The 15,212-nt window shown below is 63.2% G+C and carries 19 protein-coding genes; 9 read left to right on the forward strand and 10 right to left on the reverse strand.

Going from position 1 to position 15,212, the window contains the following annotated elements; genetic code table 11:
• Positions 1-2 precede the first annotated feature (2 nt).
• A complete protein-coding gene (locus NKH98_RS20130) occupies positions 3-908 on the forward strand; it encodes a LysR family transcriptional regulator (protein WP_352705293.1) in 906 nt (301 codons plus the stop codon).
• A gap of 416 nt (positions 909-1,324) precedes the next feature.
• Here the strand turns inward: NKH98_RS20130 and NKH98_RS20135 are convergent, their stop codons facing one another.
• Positions 1,325-1,876, reverse strand: coding sequence for a DUF4019 domain-containing protein (locus NKH98_RS20135; protein ID WP_352740069.1), 552 nt, complete (start codon positions 1,874-1,876; stop codon positions 1,325-1,327).
• Between the two features lie 313 nt (positions 1,877-2,189).
• On the opposite strand from NKH98_RS20135, the gene NKH98_RS20140 reads away from it, so the two are divergent.
• Positions 2,190-3,812: an ABC-F family ATP-binding cassette domain-containing protein gene (locus tag NKH98_RS20140; RefSeq protein ID WP_352900918.1), complete on the forward strand. Its 1,623-nt coding sequence runs from the start codon at positions 2,190-2,192 to the stop codon at positions 3,810-3,812.
• Positions 3,813-3,862: 50 nt separating this feature from the next.
• On the opposite strand, the gene NKH98_RS20145 is transcribed toward NKH98_RS20140, so the two are convergent.
• Positions 3,863-4,294, reverse strand: coding sequence for an SAM-dependent methyltransferase (locus NKH98_RS20145; protein ID WP_352900921.1), 432 nt, complete (start codon positions 4,292-4,294; stop codon positions 3,863-3,865).
• 501 nt (positions 4,295-4,795) lie between these two features.
• Here NKH98_RS20145 and NKH98_RS20150 point away from each other — a divergent pair.
• Positions 4,796-5,935 (forward strand): KamA family radical SAM protein, encoded by a 1,140-nt coding sequence (locus NKH98_RS20150; protein ID WP_352900987.1) that lies wholly within the window; start codon positions 4,796-4,798, stop codon positions 5,933-5,935.
• 153 nt (positions 5,936-6,088) lie between these two features.
• Entirely contained in the window at positions 6,089-6,340 is a 252-nt protein-coding gene (locus NKH98_RS20155; protein WP_352900924.1) for an exopolysaccharide production repressor protein, read from the forward strand.
• 308 nt (positions 6,341-6,648) lie between these two features.
• On the opposite strand, the gene yghU is transcribed toward NKH98_RS20155, so the two are convergent.
• Entirely contained in the window at positions 6,649-7,536 is an 888-nt protein-coding gene (yghU, locus tag NKH98_RS20160) for a glutathione-dependent disulfide-bond oxidoreductase (protein ID WP_352900927.1), read from the reverse strand.
• A 249-nt stretch (positions 7,537-7,785) separates the two neighbouring features.
• Between yghU and NKH98_RS20165 the strand changes: the two genes are divergently transcribed.
• Positions 7,786-8,691 carry a S1C family serine protease gene (locus NKH98_RS20165; RefSeq protein ID WP_254819635.1) on the forward strand — a complete coding sequence of 302 codons (906 nt, stop codon included), beginning with the start codon at positions 7,786-7,788 and terminating at the stop codon, positions 8,689-8,691.
• Between the two features lie 15 nt (positions 8,692-8,706).
• On the opposite strand, the gene NKH98_RS20170 is transcribed toward NKH98_RS20165, so the two are convergent.
• The 5 genes from NKH98_RS20170 to NKH98_RS20190 form a co-directional block, all read right to left on the reverse strand.
• Positions 8,707-9,318, reverse strand: coding sequence for a hypothetical protein (locus NKH98_RS20170; protein ID WP_352475530.1), 612 nt, complete (start codon positions 9,316-9,318; stop codon positions 8,707-8,709).
• Positions 9,319-9,361: 43 nt separating this feature from the next.
• Positions 9,362-9,544, reverse strand: coding sequence for a hypothetical protein (locus NKH98_RS20175; RefSeq protein ID WP_245274654.1), 183 nt, complete (start codon positions 9,542-9,544; stop codon positions 9,362-9,364).
• Positions 9,545-9,767: 223 nt separating this feature from the next.
• Positions 9,768-9,950 carry a DUF3606 domain-containing protein gene (locus NKH98_RS20180; RefSeq protein ID WP_023675702.1) on the reverse strand — a complete coding sequence of 61 codons (183 nt, stop codon included), beginning with the start codon at positions 9,948-9,950 and terminating at the stop codon, positions 9,768-9,770.
• An 11-nt stretch (positions 9,951-9,961) separates the two neighbouring features.
• On the reverse strand, positions 9,962-10,270 hold the full coding sequence (locus tag NKH98_RS20185) for a hypothetical protein (protein WP_254819633.1): 309 nt from the start codon (positions 10,268-10,270) through the stop codon (positions 9,962-9,964).
• Complete coding sequence (locus tag NKH98_RS20190) at positions 10,267-10,635, reverse strand: hypothetical protein (protein WP_352900931.1); 369 nt, start codon at positions 10,633-10,635, stop codon at positions 10,267-10,269. Before NKH98_RS20190 ends, NKH98_RS20185 begins: the two co-directional genes overlap by 4 nt.
• Positions 10,636-10,926: 291 nt before the next feature.
• On the opposite strand from NKH98_RS20190, the gene NKH98_RS20195 reads away from it, so the two are divergent.
• Positions 10,927-11,886: a prohibitin family protein gene (locus NKH98_RS20195; protein ID WP_352900934.1), complete on the forward strand. Its 960-nt coding sequence runs from the start codon at positions 10,927-10,929 to the stop codon at positions 11,884-11,886.
• Positions 11,887-11,946: 60 nt separating this feature from the next.
• Here the strand turns inward: NKH98_RS20195 and NKH98_RS20200 are convergent, their stop codons facing one another.
• The gene (locus tag NKH98_RS20200) at positions 11,947-12,513 is read right to left on the reverse strand and encodes an RBBP9/YdeN family alpha/beta hydrolase (protein WP_352900937.1); all 567 of its coding nucleotides are present in this window, start codon (positions 12,511-12,513) and stop codon (positions 11,947-11,949) included.
• 111 nt (positions 12,514-12,624) lie between these two features.
• Between NKH98_RS20200 and NKH98_RS20205 the strand changes: the two genes are divergently transcribed.
• On the forward strand, positions 12,625-13,098 hold the full coding sequence (locus NKH98_RS20205; protein ID WP_352900940.1) for an Lrp/AsnC family transcriptional regulator: 474 nt from the start codon (positions 12,625-12,627) through the stop codon (positions 13,096-13,098).
• A 5-nt stretch (positions 13,099-13,103) separates the two neighbouring features.
• On the opposite strand, the gene NKH98_RS20210 is transcribed toward NKH98_RS20205, so the two are convergent.
• Positions 13,104-13,580, reverse strand: coding sequence for an Lrp/AsnC family transcriptional regulator (locus NKH98_RS20210; protein WP_352900942.1), 477 nt, complete (start codon positions 13,578-13,580; stop codon positions 13,104-13,106).
• Between the two features lie 156 nt (positions 13,581-13,736).
• On the opposite strand from NKH98_RS20210, the gene NKH98_RS20215 reads away from it, so the two are divergent.
• Together NKH98_RS20215 and NKH98_RS20220 are read left to right on the forward strand one after the other, a co-directional pair.
• The gene (locus NKH98_RS20215; protein WP_254819627.1) at positions 13,737-14,489 is read left to right on the forward strand and encodes a tryptophan 2,3-dioxygenase family protein; all 753 of its coding nucleotides are present in this window, start codon (positions 13,737-13,739) and stop codon (positions 14,487-14,489) included.
• Between the two features lie 269 nt (positions 14,490-14,758).
• Positions 14,759-15,190, forward strand: a complete 432-nt coding sequence (locus NKH98_RS20220; RefSeq protein WP_352900946.1) for a DoxX family protein — start codon at positions 14,759-14,761, stop codon at positions 15,188-15,190.
• The last annotated feature ends 22 nt before the right edge of the window (positions 15,191-15,212 follow it).

Genomic DNA, 15,212 nt, shown 5'->3' on the forward strand with positions numbered 1-15,212 from the left:
CGATGGACAGTCTCGACCGGATGCGCCTGCTTGCCCGTGTGATCGAGCGCGGCAGCTTCACCGCGGCCGCCGCCGATCTGTCGATGTCGCGATCGAGCGCCACCGAGGCGATCAAGGATCTCGAGGCGCGGCTGGGGGTGAGGCTGCTGGAACGCACCACGCGCCATGTCAGGCCGACATTGGACGGCCAGGCCTATTACCAGCGCTGCCTCGCCATCCTTGCCGATGTCGAAGATGCCGAGGCCGGCTTTCAATCGGCGCAGCCGCAAGGCCTTTTGAGGATCGACGTGCACGGCTTCATGGCCCGCCATTTCATCCTGCCGCGGCTCACCGAATTCCTCGACCGCTACCCCGGGATCGACCTGCATATCGGCGACGGCGACCGGCTGGTCGATCTGGTGCGCGAGGGCATCGACTGCGTGCTGCGTTCCGGCGAACAGGCCGACAGCGGTATGATCGTGCGGCGGGTGGCAACATTGCGCGAAGTCACCTGTGCCAGCCCCGCCTATCTCGAAAAGCACGGCATGCCGGCAACCCCCGACGATCTGGAAGGCCATCTGATGGTCGGCTTCCGCTCGTCGCGCACCGGCGAAGTCATGCCGCTCGAATTCACCGTTGGCGGCGCGTTGCGCTATGTCACGCTGCCGAACCGGGTGACGGTCAACGGCTCCGACACGATGGCGGAGCTGGCGCGTCTCGGCTTCGGCCTGGTGCAGGCGCCGCATTACCGCTTCGCCGGGGATTTCGCACGCGGCACGCTTGTCGAAGTGCTGCCGGATTACCCGCCGTCGCCGACACCGCTGTCGGCGCTCTACCCACAGAACCGCCAGCTCGCGCCACGGGTACGCGTGTTCATCGACTGGGTGACCGGGATTTTTGGCGAGGGCGGGACATCGGGCCGGGTGTGATCGTCCGGACCGCCGGCTACTTTGCGAAGGCGATCGGACGAGATAAACATCGCGCTTGGGTTTAGTGACAAGATCGGGACCGGGACCAGCGCATCAGTCCATGTCGGCGGCGAGCCTGTCCCCCATGCAGCGGAGCGACGCGCGCTTCACCGGAAGTCGTACCGGCCAAAGAGCAAGAGAGGATCCACAGCGTCTGGCGCGCCGCCTACGGTTCGATCGTTACCGCCATCGTGCGACTTGAGGACGGGCGCACCGCCGGCGCTTATGCCGTAACGGGCGGGGTTGGGTGAGGACAAAAGCTGCGCTCTCGCTGCGTTCGCGTCCAGGGCCGGCAAACTATAGGAGCTCACCGACATCGTTGCGTTGATCGAAGCGAGGGAAGCCGAAAAGCCGCGGAAGGTACAAAAACAGACCCTTCACGATGGAAAATTCGGACAGTTAGCCGACAACTCGGCCCATGCTCGATCCAATTCGAGTTTCGATTGGGTCTTTTCAATGCTTTTCGCGGTAGCGTTGTCGATGAAGTTGCTTTCGACCCGCATGACTCGAAAATTTCCACCTGACGGCCGCTGATAGAGGACAATATACCCGCAGTAACGATCGATGTTTTCAAACTTCGCCGCTATGTCTACTGCGGCATAAACGCCAGGAAAGGCAGCGTTCGCTGGGTCCTTCAACCACGTGAATTTGAGTAGCCGGCGCTCACGCACAGTGCCGGCCTGAGAATGAAAATGTTTACTTTGCTCCACGAAGGCGTTCGATGGGATCAAAGCTTTGGCGGTATCAGTTATCATTTCGTATGCCCGCCCATACTCTTGGCTATCGAGCGAAAGGAAATAGCGACCAACCGTTTCCGTTGCATCTCGAACCGCGTCCTCTGAGGGCGTCCACTCTTGCGATTGTGCGGGTAGGATCGCAACCAACACCGAAGTCACGATCGCAAGGAAAGCTACGGCTGCATGTGTCATGGGAATTTCTTCGCAGGAGCTTGTCACGAATGCAATCCGGTCACGGCCGATAGCCAGAATTTCAAACTGAACCCACATCCCAATAGCGGGCCATACTAGCGCTGCCGCAAGCGGATTTGCGCATATCTCGAAGTCCAACCTCTTGCCGTGCGCGTCATCGCCGGTCCCGTCCCACCGGGTCTGATCCAGCCGGGGAAGAAACTGGCGGGTTCAGACAATTTGGCGCGGGGCGCCTCACCACTTGCGGGCTTCCGCCGGCGCGGCCTATCGCGTATTGGCGCGGGAACTCTCCTTTGGCCTTTCCTGGAAAACCATGATTCGTCTCGAAAGCATCAGCAAGCAGAACGGCCGGCAGATCGTCTTCATCGAAGCCTCCGCCGCGTTGCAGAAGGGCGAGAAGGTCGGGCTGGTCGGGCCTAACGGCGCCGGCAAGACAACGCTGTTTCGCATGATCAACGGCGAGGAGCAGCCTGACGAGGGCCAGGTCTCGGTCGATCGCGGCGTCACCATCGGCTATTTCAGCCAGGATGTCGGCGATATGTCCGGCCGCAGCGCCGTTGCCGAAGTGATGGACGGCGCCGGGCCGGTCAGCGAAGTGGCGGCCGAGATGCGCGAGCTCGAGCACGCCATGGGCGACCCCGATCGCGCCGGTGAAATGGACGAGATCATCGCCCGTTACGGCGAGGCACAGCACCGCTTCGAGGAGCTCGACGGTTACGCGCTGGATGGGCGTGCTCGCGAGGTGCTGGACGGCCTTGGCTTCAGCCAGGAGATGATGGACGGCGACGTCGGCAAGCTGTCCGGCGGCTGGAAAATGCGCGTGGCACTGGCCAGGATCCTTTTGATGCGGCCCGACGCCATGCTGCTCGACGAGCCGAGCAACCATCTCGACCTCGAAAGCCTGATCTGGCTGGAGCAGTTCCTGAAGAACTACGACGGCGCGCTGCTGATGACCTCGCACGACCGCGAGTTCATGAACCGCATCGTCAACAAGGTGGTCGAGATCGATGGCGGCTCGCTGACCGCTTACTCCGGCAACTACGAATTCTACCAGCAGCAGCGGGCGATCGCCTACCGGCAGCAGCAGGCGCAGTTCGAGCGCCAGCAGGCGATGCTGGCCAAGGAGATCGCCTTCATCGAGCGCTTCAAGGCGCGTGCCTCGCATGCCGCGCAGGTGCAGAGCCGGGTGAAGAAGCTGGACAAGATCGACCGGGTCGAGCCGCCCAAGCGCCGCCAGAAGGTATCGTTCGACTTTCAGCCGGCGCCGCGCTGCGGCGAGGACGTGGTGACGCTGAAGAACGTGCACAAGGGCTATGGCAGCCGCTCGATCTACGCGGGATTGGATTTTCAGGTGCGCCGCCGCGAGCGCTGGTGCGTGATGGGCATCAACGGCGCCGGCAAGTCGACGCTGTTGAAGCTGGTCGCCGGCGCTTCCGAGCCGGACAATGGCACGGTGGCGCGCGGGCCTAGCGTCAAGATGGGCTATTTCGCCCAGCACGCCATGGAAGTGCTGGAGGGCGAGCGCACCGTGTTCCAGACGCTGGAAGACGCATTTCCGCAGGCCGGCCAGGCGCCGCTCAGGGCGCTGGCCGGCTGCTTCGGCTTTTCCGGCGACGAGATCGAGAAGAAGTGCCGCGTGCTGTCGGGCGGCGAGAAGGCGCGGCTGGTGATGGCACTGATGCTGTTCGATCCGCCCAATTTGCTGGTGCTGGACGAGCCGACCAACCACCTCGACATCGCCACCAAGGAAATGCTGATCACGGCACTGTCGCAGTACGAGGGAACCATGCTGTTCGTCTCGCATGACCGCCATTTCCTGGCGGCGCTGTCGAACCGGGTGCTGGAACTGACGCCCGAGGGCATCCACACCTATGGCGGCGGCTATACCGAATATGTCGAGCGCACCGGGCAGGAGGCGCCGGGGTTGCGGAGCTGAGGCGCGCACCCAGCTCTGCCGCTCGATTCCGGAGGCTAAGCACGAGCTGTTCAGCCGTGTATCGCAATTTCGCGCAGCGGATCGCCGCCATCGATGAACAGCCGGCCTTGCGCGGTCAACGCGGCGCCGAGCCGTCGCAGGGCAATTTTTCCTGCTTCGGGATGACGCCCGTCCAGCGCGCTGACGCGCACCGCAACGGCAATGTCGAAGTGCTTCTCGTCGGCCTCCAACTCGAAATCCTCGATGGCGACCTGGCGAAGGCTCAGCCGGCCTGCCGCAATCTCGGCGCGCGAAGCGGCCCCGGCCTGCGCGATGGCCTTGGCCGAGCGGTCGATCGCCAGCACGTGCCCGCCGCCGATCCGGCGCGCGATCTCGCGCGCTGCAGCACCCGGTCCGCAGCCGATCTCCAGCACTCGCATGCCCTGCCGCAAGGGCAGCGCATTGACGATCGCCAAAAGCCTTGGCGACAAGTCGATCGCCATACGCTCTTCTCCAGCTTTTTCGCAATCCGAGATTAGCGACCGCGGCCGCCGACGGGAAGGCCGAGAGACGCGGGCATCGCCGATGTGTTCAGCTGGTATGTTCAGTTGGGTGCTGCTTGAGCAGGGGGCATGATCGACACGAAGAGGTCCGGTCTCCCGCGGGCGACCAGGCGGACCCCGAGCGGCCCGGCGTCGTTGACCTGAGGGGTAGGGAGGGACTGGCGCCGAGCCTAACCGGTTGGGGGGTAGATCACCGGCCGTTTATGTGTATACGCTCAAGCTAATATGAGCGCAAGCTAATGTTGTGCCTCAGCGATGTTGGACGATTGTGCCGATCAGTGGCCGGTTGTGGCTTCCTGCCGCGCCCTCCAACCCGGCCAACACCGCTTATTGCCTTCAAGTCCTGGCTCCATTGCTGTACCCCGGCCGAAATTCAAGGAGCCTGCAATGACCTCACATCCCGACATCCCCGACGCCAGCATGGCGGTCGATGGGGCCGGCATGACAGCCGATGACCGGCGCGCTCGCGAGGCGGATGCCGCATGGCGGGACGATGTTCGCGAGGGCGTGCGGCATGTAGGCGATCTGGATTCGCTGCCGCTGTCGCCAGCCGAGCGGGCGGCGGCCGAAGCTGCGGCCACGCGCCACAAGGTTCGCATCCCCAAGGCCTATCTCGACCTGATCGACTGGAACGACCCCGCCGATCCGATACGGCTTCAGGTCATCCCGTCGCCCGACGAACTGGCAGAGCAGGAGGGCGAGCTCGACGACCCGATCGCCGACCACGCCTTCAGTCCGGTGCCGAGATTGACGCATCGCCATGCCGACCGGGTTTTGCTGTTCCCGACCTATCAATGCGCAGTCTATTGCCGGTTCTGCTTTCGCAAGGAGCAGCTGACCTCGATCGGCCGCGGCTATACGCGCGAAGCTCTCGACGAAGCCTTCGCCTATATCGCGGCCCATCCGCAAATCCGCGAGGTGATCCTGACCGGCGGCGACCCGCTATCGCTGCCGGACAGGGCGCTGGCGGAAATCCGCGCCCGAGTCGAGGCGATCCAGCACGTGCGGCTGTTGCGCATCCACACTCGCGTACCCGTCGCGCTGCCGTCGCGCGTCACCGGCCGGTTGGTTCAAGCCTTGCAGGGCCGGCTGATGGTCACTGTCGTCACCCATTTCAACCATCCACGCGAAATCACGGAGGCGACCGAGCGGGCCTGCCGTACTTTAAGGCAGGGCGGCTTCGTGCTGCTCAACCAGAGCGTTCTGCTGAAAGGCGTGAACGATACGGTCGAGGTGTTGGAAGAGCTGTGCCGCGAGCTGATGTGTCGCCTTGGCGTCAAACCCTATTACCTGCACCACGGCGATCTCGTGCGCGGAATGGCGCACCGGCGCACCACGATCGCCGAGGGCCAGGCGCTGGTCAGCGCCTTGCGTGCGCGCCTGTCCGGCATCTGCAATCCCGTCTACGTGCTGGACCTGCCGGACGGCGGAGGGAAAGTCCCGCTCGGCCAGTCCTATCTCGAGGCGTACGAAGGGGAGACGTGGCGAATACGTGGGCTTGATGGGGTTGTGAGGGGGTATGGAGAGCTGGTCGGGGAGGAGGGACGCGCAGCCGCCGTCCAAGCCAGCCCACCTTGGTGACCTGACACGCAGCCCTTGATCACGGAAGCATGCGTTAACTGCTGTTCTATTTGGTGGTTGCGCAATTGCCAAAATAGTGAAAACGTTGGTCCGGGGTAATGGGTTAGGGGAGTTCGTCCCGGCTGTTGCGAGTTACGGGGCGGCGCAAAAGTCATGAACTTTCCACGGTTCTTGGTGGGGCTGACCACCATATCGTCCATCGTGGCGATCTCGACTTACCTTGCGACAGGTTCAATCTGGAAGACGCTGGCCTGGACAATCTTGACCTTGATCGTCATGCAGATTGGATATTTCCTGCTCGTCGTCCGGTTGATCTACGGATCAGGGGCGAAAAGCGCGGAGGTAAAGCCGCGGCGTCTGAGGGCTGTGCCGCCGAACCGTCGAGGTCGCGTTCAGCTTATGTAGTAATGTCCCATATAGATATGATGGTCTAGACAGGACATGTTCGGTTCTGGGAATGTGCATTGGACGTTCCGCTAGTTTAGTCAACTAATATATATCGCCCAACTCATATCGTCGTTTTTGAGCTAGCGGGAAAACCTGCCTGCTGCTTGTACGACCGTGCCCAACGCCACATTTTACAACCGGCTGGCAAGCTCCCTTTTTCCCTTTTGTTGATGCCGGCTGTGGATGGCGGCGGTAGAGACGGGCCTGAGCAGTCGGCCGAAGCTGCCGATCTCCCCTACAAGGCGAGAGATCGGCGCGTCGTCGGCTTAGCTTTTGGCCGCCACGAGCTTGTCTTGCGTCTTGGTCTCGAAATCGCTGGCATCATGGCGCTCGTGCAGCTGCATCGAAGGCTCGCCGAAGGTGCGGTTGACCATGCGGCCGCGCTTGACCGCCGGCCGCGCGTCGATGGCGTCGGCCCAACGCTGCACGTTCTTGTACTGCTCCACCTGCAGGAACTGGCCGGAATCGTCATACATGCGGCCCTTGGCCAGCCCGCCGTACCAGGGCCACACCGCAATGTCGGCAATCGTATAGTCGCTGCCGCCTAAATACTCGCTTTCGGCGAGGCGTCGGTCGAGCACGTCCATCTGCCGCTTGGTTTCCATGGCGAAGCGGTCGATGGCATATTCGATCTTCGTTGGCGCATAGACATAGAAATGGCCGAAGCCGCCACCGAGATAGGGCGCCGAGCCCACCTGCCAGAATAGCCATGACAGGGCCTCGGCGCGGGCCGGCTGCTCCGTCGGCAGGAATTCGCCGAATTTTTCGGCGAGGTAGAGCAGGATCGAGCCGGATTCGAAGATGCGGACCGGCTTTTTCCCACTGCGATCCATCATGGCCGGGATCTTCGAGTTCGGGTTGACCTCGACGAAGCCGCTGCCGAACTGGTCGCCGTCGTTGATGCTGATAAGCCAGGCGTCGTATTCGGCGCCGCTGTGGCCGAGCGCCAGAAGTTCCTCCAGCATGATCGTCACCTTGACGCCGTTCGGTGTCGCCAGCGAATAAAGCTGCAGCGGATGCTTGCCGACCGGCAGTTTCTTGTCATGCGTCGGGCCGGCGATCGGCCGATTGATGCTGGCGAAAGCGCCGCCATTTGCCTTGTTCCAGGTCCAGACTTTTGGCGGCGTGTATTGGTCCGTTGCGTAGTCGTTCATTTGGCAGGCCTTTGGAAGGGTTGGGTTGGGAGGATATCGGATATCAACGTGGGTAATGGCGGAGGAACTTTGCATAGGGCAGCTTGGGATAGCCGTAGGTACAGATAGGGCTGCCGGTGCTGTTGCAAAACCCCGGCGCGAACGGCGCGGCGCCGGTCCACGCCAAAGCCGGCGCCACCTCTTGCGCCTGATCACCTGCGCCATACCTATAGCCCATATAAGCCTGCGAACATTGCCGGGAACCAAAGCATGAATATCGAACCCCTTTTGCGATCCATCGTGGCCGTCCGCGCCACCGTGCCGGAGGACGCCTTCACGGCAAATACACTTGGCACCCGCCGCGAGGGCAGTGGCGTGGTCATCCGCGGCGACGGGCTGGTACTCACCATCGGCTATCTCATCACCGAGGCCGAGGAGGTCTGGCTGGCCGACCAGGACGGGCGCGTGGTTCCCGCCCATGCGCTCGCCTACGACCAGGAGTCGGGCTTCGGCCTGGTGCAGGCGCTGGCGCCGCTTGGACTGCCCGCCATTGCGCTCGGCGACGCGTCCAGGGCGAAGATCGGCGATCCCGTCGTGCTCTCCGACGGCGTCGGCCGCTCCGTGCGGGCGCGAATCGTCACCAAGCAGGAATTCGCCGGCTATTGGGAATATCTGCTCGACGAGGCGATCTTCACGGCGCCGGCTCACCCCTCATGGGGCGGCGCCGGCCTCATCGGCGCGGATGGAAGGCTGCTCGGCATCGGTTCGCTGCGCCTGCAGATGAGCCGCAACGGCGAGGTCGCCGACATCAACATGGTGGTGCCGATCGATCTTCTGCCACCCATCCTCGACGATCTGCTGACGCGCGGGCAGGTCGCCAAGCCGCCGCGGCCGTGGCTCGGCGCCTTCTCGGCCGAGAGCGACGGCAAGGTCGTGGTGATGAGCGTCGCCGAAGGCGGTCCAGCCGCCCAGGCGGGCCTTCGCCAAGGCGATGTCATCTCGGATGTCCGCGACACGGCGGTCGATGGGCTTGCCGATTTTTATCGCAAGCTTTGGAACAGCGGCCCGGCGGGCGCCGAGATACCGCTCCGGGTGCTGCGCGACGGCCGCGAAACCTGGCTGCGCGTCAAGTCCGCCGATCGCAACAGTCTGCTGTGGAAGCCGCCGCTGCAGTGAGGCAACCGAAACCTCTCACTCTCCGCAAGCGCTGAAGCCAGTGCCCGGAGTCCATTCCGCAAATGGGATGACCTTGCCTTCGACCGATACGGTCGCTTGCCTGGTGCTGCCGTCCGCCAGCTTCTTGCTGCTTTTGCCCTTGCCGGTCAGCACATTGTAGTCGCAGTCGCCGGCAACATTGTCGTCCATGTAATCCCAATATTCGTAGGCAAAACCGGCGACGACGAACGTGCCGTTGCGCCAGGCGAGCGTCAGCGTTTTGTTGGTCCGCTCGCTGCCGATCTCCATCGCCGGAACATAGAGCTTGATCGAGCCGTTGGGGAGCGCGGTGAGTTCGGGCTCGGTGTCGGATGTGGCGGGGCCCGGCCGCTCGTAATCCTTCCATTCGCCGTAAATCTGTTCATGCACGACCCCGGCAGGTCTGAGAAAATTGCCGTCGCGGTCCCTGAGGAACAAATGCAGGTCCATGGGATGGCCGGGTTCGGTCTCGACGATCATCGCCAGATCGGCGGCGCCGTCGCCGTTCCAGTCGCCGGTCGCCGCCGTGATGATCTTCTGCGTCTCGATCGGTTCTGCCAGTGCGGCGGCCGGCAGCAGCAGGACCAGACCGAATATTGTCGATCGCATGTAAAATCCTCTTGGCCTGGCAGGCCTGAGACGCACGCGCTTCTCAGGAGGCCCGGCTCTGCCGCGTCTCGGAACGGCTCGTCTCGTTGAGCAGCCGGCAGAGCGAAACCGCTTCACGACGGCTCAGGCCGATCAGCGCGATTTCCGAAAATTGCGCCGGCAGATCGTGAACGATGTCCCACACCATCCAACGGCCGTTCGGCTCCATGACACATTCGTAGCGCAATAATTGTTCCTGCATCCGACCCCCGGCTTTGCTCACCGGACTGGTACAGCGTCGAGGTAAATGAGTTGTTGCGCCGCGAGAGTATTCCGCGGCTGTCAAAACCAGGCGTTGAATCCCCACAGGGGCGAACCCGACAGGTCACGGCTGACGGTGCCAATACTCTCGACAAGGCGGCAGGGCAGGGACGCTTCCGGCGTGAACGGCGGCCGCCGCCAGAGTTGGATCAGGCGTTGCGGCTCGCCATATGCGCGTCGAGCTTCCTCCTCGAGGGGCCGTAACGCTTGATGATGGTCGCGGCCTCGCTTTGCGGTATGCCGTATTTGCGGGCAAAGGCAGCGACCTCGTATGGCTCTTCGCCGGAAACCAGTTTGCGATCCTGCTTGGTCTTGGATTTGTCGTCGGCCATGGTGTCCTCCATCACATCTGGTCGTTATAGGGCTGCTTGGTCCGGCCGACCATCCTTGCCAGTTCGGCAAAGGACGGTACGCCGGTTTCCCCCTGGGCATTGTTGGCCGCCTGCAGCAGCCTGAGCGGAAAACAGACGGCGTCGCGGTTGGATGGCGACATGTCTTCATAGAGACGTTCGTCGCTGGTCATCGCCGCCTCGGCCTGGCGCAACGCCATGTCGACCTCGTCGACCGACAGCAGGCCCTTGTGGACCAGCGCATTGTTTACGGCCGCGATCGCCATCATCAATCCTTCGAGCTGGAGATTGGCGACGTTCATCGTTTCGCGTCCTCGCCGGGCTTCTTGGCGGTGGCCTTGTCGTCTGGCCGGATCGCTGCGCGCGGCGGGTTCCGGCCCTCCGAATGCCGGGTCTTGTCGTCGAAATCGTCAGCCGGCCTGGTCAATCCCATGCCGCCGGGGGGCGGCTTGTTGCCGGCCGCATCCTGCGAAAATTGGTCGGCCGCGTCGGGGCTCATCTTTGCCGGATATTTCCTCGCTCCGGTCTCGTAGCGGTTCGGGTCGTCGGCCATGTCCTGTGCTCCCGTTGCAATGAGCAGATAACTTTCATGCGGCGGCAGCGGTTCCGTGGCGAAATCGACGTTGCCGGTGCGCAAGCCGTCGCAATCCGTCGGATTTTCGTGCATCCTTGTGCATGCCAACGATGCTTCGCTCCGACGCGCCGGCAAAATGCTGCTCCTACTGCGGTGGGCGCGACCACGACTTCGAGGATTGCCCGAAGCGCAAAAGTGATGCCGAACGGCAGAAGGAGACGCCAGGCAACGCGTCCCAGCCCGCTGCCGGGGAAATCCGCTAGCCAGCCTGACCACTCCGTCGGTCCGGCCGACCGGCGCGAAGATCCTTCCATGTCGAGAGGATTGCAATGCCGCCACTATTGTGGGCAAAAGCAGCACGGGCAATCGGGTTGGGGTGGGGTAATGACCGAAACGCAAGGCAATTCAGGCCGTCCGCAGGGCAAGCCGGGGACGGCGTCGGGGTCGATCGGTTCCGGCCTGGTCGCACTCCTCATCGTGGCGCTCGGCATCGTTGCGCTGTTTGGATCCTGGTACACGATCGATCAGGGGGACCGCGGCGTGCTCTTGACCAACGGGGCGCTGAGTTCGGTCGTCGATCCCGGACTGCATTTCAAGCTGCCGTGGTTGCAGCGCGTCGAGAAGATCAGCCTGCGCCAGCAGGTGCTCAAATGGGGCTGCGAGAACCAGAACGATTGCAGCGGTCTGCCGGCCATGCAGGCCTATTCGCGCGACCAGCAGCCGGCCGACATGCGAGTCACCGTCAACTTCCACGTGCCGGCCGCCGAAGTCAGCAACGTCTACACCAATTACGGATCGATCGAGGCACTGGCCGACCGTGTCATTGCCAGGAAAGCACCGCAGGAGATCAAGACCGTGTTCGGCCAGTACGACGCGGTGTCGGTTATCCAGAACCGGGCGAAGTTCAACAAGGACGTCGCCGACGCCATCGCGGCGGTAACCGACGGCCCGGTGATGATAGACAGCGTGCAGGTCGAGAACATCGACTTCTCCGACGCCTACGAGCAGGCGGTCGAAGCCAGGATGACGGCGCAGGTCGAGGTGCAGAAGCAGGAACAGAACCTGCAGCAGGAAAAGATCAAGGCCGATATCGCCGTCACCCAGGCCAAGGGCCGCGCCGACAGCGTCAAGGCCGAAGCCGAGGCCAGCGCCTACAAGACCAGGGTCGAAGGCGATGCGACCGCGGGCGCCATCAAGGCTCGCGCCGCCGCGATCGCCAACAATCCGCTGCTGGTCGAACTGACCAAGGCGGAGAGATGGAACGGCGAATTGCCGAAGTCGATGATCCCGGGTTCGACAGTGCCGTTCCTGGAGCTCAGCACACCTGCCGCAGCATCGAACTGAGGCGCGGCGCCGCGGCGCAAACCAGATCAGGACGGCGGCGCGGTAGCCGTCCCATTGCGGTCACGGCTGAAGCACGGCGGCTCGGGCGGTTGCTTGCGTTCGCCCGAGAAAAGCCGTCAGCAGCTCCATTCCCACCGGCCAGTCGCCGAGCCCGCTGTCGCCATTGATGTGGCCAAGCGGCCCGGCGATATGGAGATCGCTGCCCCAGCGCTCGGATTTCGCCCTGACATAGTCCAGCGAGCCGTAGGGATCGTTGGTGCTGGCGACAATCAGCGACGGAAAGCGAAGCCGTTGTTGCGGCGCGTCGGCGAAGGGCCGGGCGGAGGAAGGGAAGGCCGACGACGCAGGGTCCGGAACCGCGACCAGCAACGCGCCGCCGATAGAGCGGGGGGAGATCCGCTGCCAGTGTACGACCAGCAGACAGCCGAGGCTATGGGCGACGAGCACCGGCGGTGTCCATGCCTGGCATACAGCGGTTTCCAGTGCTGCCACCCAGTCGTCGAAATCCGGCGCATCCCAACTCGCCGGACTGAACCGCCGCATCGCCGGGCTTGCCTGCTGCCAATGCGTCTGCCAATGGGCTTTGCCCGATCCGCCGATGCCCGGCACAATGATGAATTCGGTCATGCGAAGCCCTTCTTTCCTGATGCAGCGCGTGCAATTCTAGGTCTTCTCCCCGGCGGCGGAATGAGAGATCATCGGAAAGCAGCGACGAAATCCGATGGATTAAAGGCGATCATGCGGAACGGCGATTACCGGCCAAGGCTCGATCCCACCGATCTGGCGATCATTGAGATCATGCAGGAGGATGGCCGCATCGGCATCTCCGAGCTTGGCCGCCGCGTCGGACTGTCCCAGCCCGCCACCTCGGAACGGGTGAAGCGGCTGGAGGAGCGCGGGGTCATCCTCGGTTACAAGGCGATGATCAATTCGGCAGCGCTCGGGCTCGGCACCATGGCGGTTATCCGCCTGCGCACCACGCATGAGCATATCCAGGCCTGCCTGAAGAAGTTCGCCCAATTGCCGGAGGTGGTCGAGGTGCTGCGGGTGACCGGTGAGGATTGTTTTCTGGTCAAGGTCGTGGTCCCGTCACCGCCCGACCTTGAAAGCATCGTCGACAGCATCGGCCGGTACGGCACGGTGACGACAAATGTGGTTCTGCGCGCCGAGCAACCGAAGCGGCTGGGCCGCGAATTGATGACCAGGGCCTGACCGGTCTATCGCTTGGTCTGTGTATGCCCGACGGAATTGGCGAACGAGATGCCGCCCTTGATCTCGCGCATCGCCATCGAGGTGATCGTGCGCCGCACGCCGGGCAGCCGGCTAAGCTCCTCGCGCAGCATCCTGTCGAGCGCCATCATGTCGACGGTGACGATCTGCAGGAGATAGTCTGCCTCGCCAGTCGTGGCGTGGCAGCGGCGGATCAGCGGATGCTGTTTGACCGCCGCCTCGAAGGCGTCCGACAGTTCGAAATCGATCGACACCTGGATGAAGGCTTCGATGCCGAAGCCAAGCTTGGCTGGGTCGATCCGGGTCGAGTAGCCGCGGATGACGCCGGCATCCTCCAGCGCCTTGACCCGCTTCCAGCACGGCGTCTTGCTCAAGCCGACCTCGTCGGCGAGCGCGGCAAAGGAGGTGCGGGCATCGCGTTCGAGCGCCGCGACGATCTTCCGGTCGACCGCATCCAGCATCATTCGTTCTTTCTGTCTGCTTCAGAAGCAGCGTTCGTCCTTCATTTCTCGCCAATCGAATAACAGAAAGGGACAATGTTCGGCAAGAAAGCGATTAGACTCGGGGACCGGGATCCAACAAACGCCTGCGGCCCAACGGCCGCGGCAAGGAGCATGGCCATGGACAAGCAGGACTATTATGCCCGCATCGAAACGCCCGAGATGCGCGACTATGGCGTCTACCTCAAATGCGACAGGCTGCTGGCCTGCCAGAAGCCGCTGGCCGAGATGGTGAATGCCGACGAGTTGCAGTTCCAGATCGTGCACCAGGTCGAGGAGCTGTGGATGAAGCTCATCGCCTACACGCTGGTCGACGTCGTCGATTTCCTGGAAAAGCAGGACACGCATCGCATCGTCACGCTGATGGGACGCGTGCACCGGCTGATGCGGCTGATGACGGCGCAGCTCGACCTGCTCGAAACCATGTCGCCCAAGGAGTACCAGCAGATCCGGCTGCAGCTCGGCAATGGCAGCGGTCAGGAATCGCCGGGTTTCAAGCAGCTGTTGCGTCTGCCGCCGGATCTGTGGCGGGCCTTCAAGACGTCATACCTCGACGGCCGCGGCCTCTCGGTCGAGGATGTCTACGATACCGGCTACGATCACGGCGACAGCTATGTCGTTGCCGAAGCGCTGGTCGAGTTCGACGAGCTGTTCCAGAAATTCCGCGCCAACCACCTCTATCTCATCCACCGCACGATCGGCCTCGGCGCGAAATCGCTGAAGGGCAGGCCGGTCGAATTGCTGGAGGCCGGCGCCCGCCATCGCTTCTTCCCGGAACTGTGGGACATACGCTGGGCGATGACCGACCGCTGGGGCAGCCAGTATGGAACCGTACGGGAGCCGATCAGCCAGCCGAAGGTGAATTTAGGGTAGTTCCAGGCTCGGGTTCTTCGCCCGCGCGAAGCGGCGGAGAGAGGGCCGCGAAGCGGCCGGAGAGGGGCCTTTTCTTTGCTGGCGCGGTCCCCCTCTCCGTCGCGGCTTCGCCGCGCCACCTCTCCCCCATGAATGGGGCGAGGAACCTGGTCTTGCGAGGCCTTCTCCCCGCGCACTTGTCTCCTGCAGGTTTTTCGGGGGATGATGTCGGGCTTGCGGCTGGTGGTGCGTCCTTGGGGCACAACCATCGTAACTCTTGGGAGGACGTCGTGACCTTGGAAACCGCTCAATCAACCGTCCAGTCGCCGTGGCAGACCGCGGCAATCCTCATCGCCCGCCTGATCTTCGCAGCCGTCTTCCTGATGGCCGTGATCTTCAAATTCGTCGATATCGGCGCCACCGCCGGCTATATCGCGGCGGCCGGGTTTCCATTCCCGCTCTTCCTGGCCTGGTGCGCAGCCCTGCTTGAGGTCGTCCTCGTTCTATGCTTCCTGACTGGCGCCTTCTTCTCATGGGCAGCACTCGTCGCCGGCGCCTATGTGCTGTTCCTGGGCTTCGCCTTCCACGGGCCGTCGCACTGGGCCGGCAACCAGGCGGAGTTCGGCTTCTTCGTCGATCACTTCACCTTCCTGGCCGGGCTGCTGTTTGCCGCCGTGCACGGGCCGGGCCGCGTCCTGTCGCTGAGGCTTGGCAGGGGATGATGCCAAAGCTTGCTGCGGCGGT

Source organism: Mesorhizobium sp. M0833 (assembly GCF_040319905.1).
In the GTDB taxonomy this organism is placed as follows: Bacteria; Pseudomonadota; Alphaproteobacteria; order Rhizobiales; family Rhizobiaceae; genus Mesorhizobium.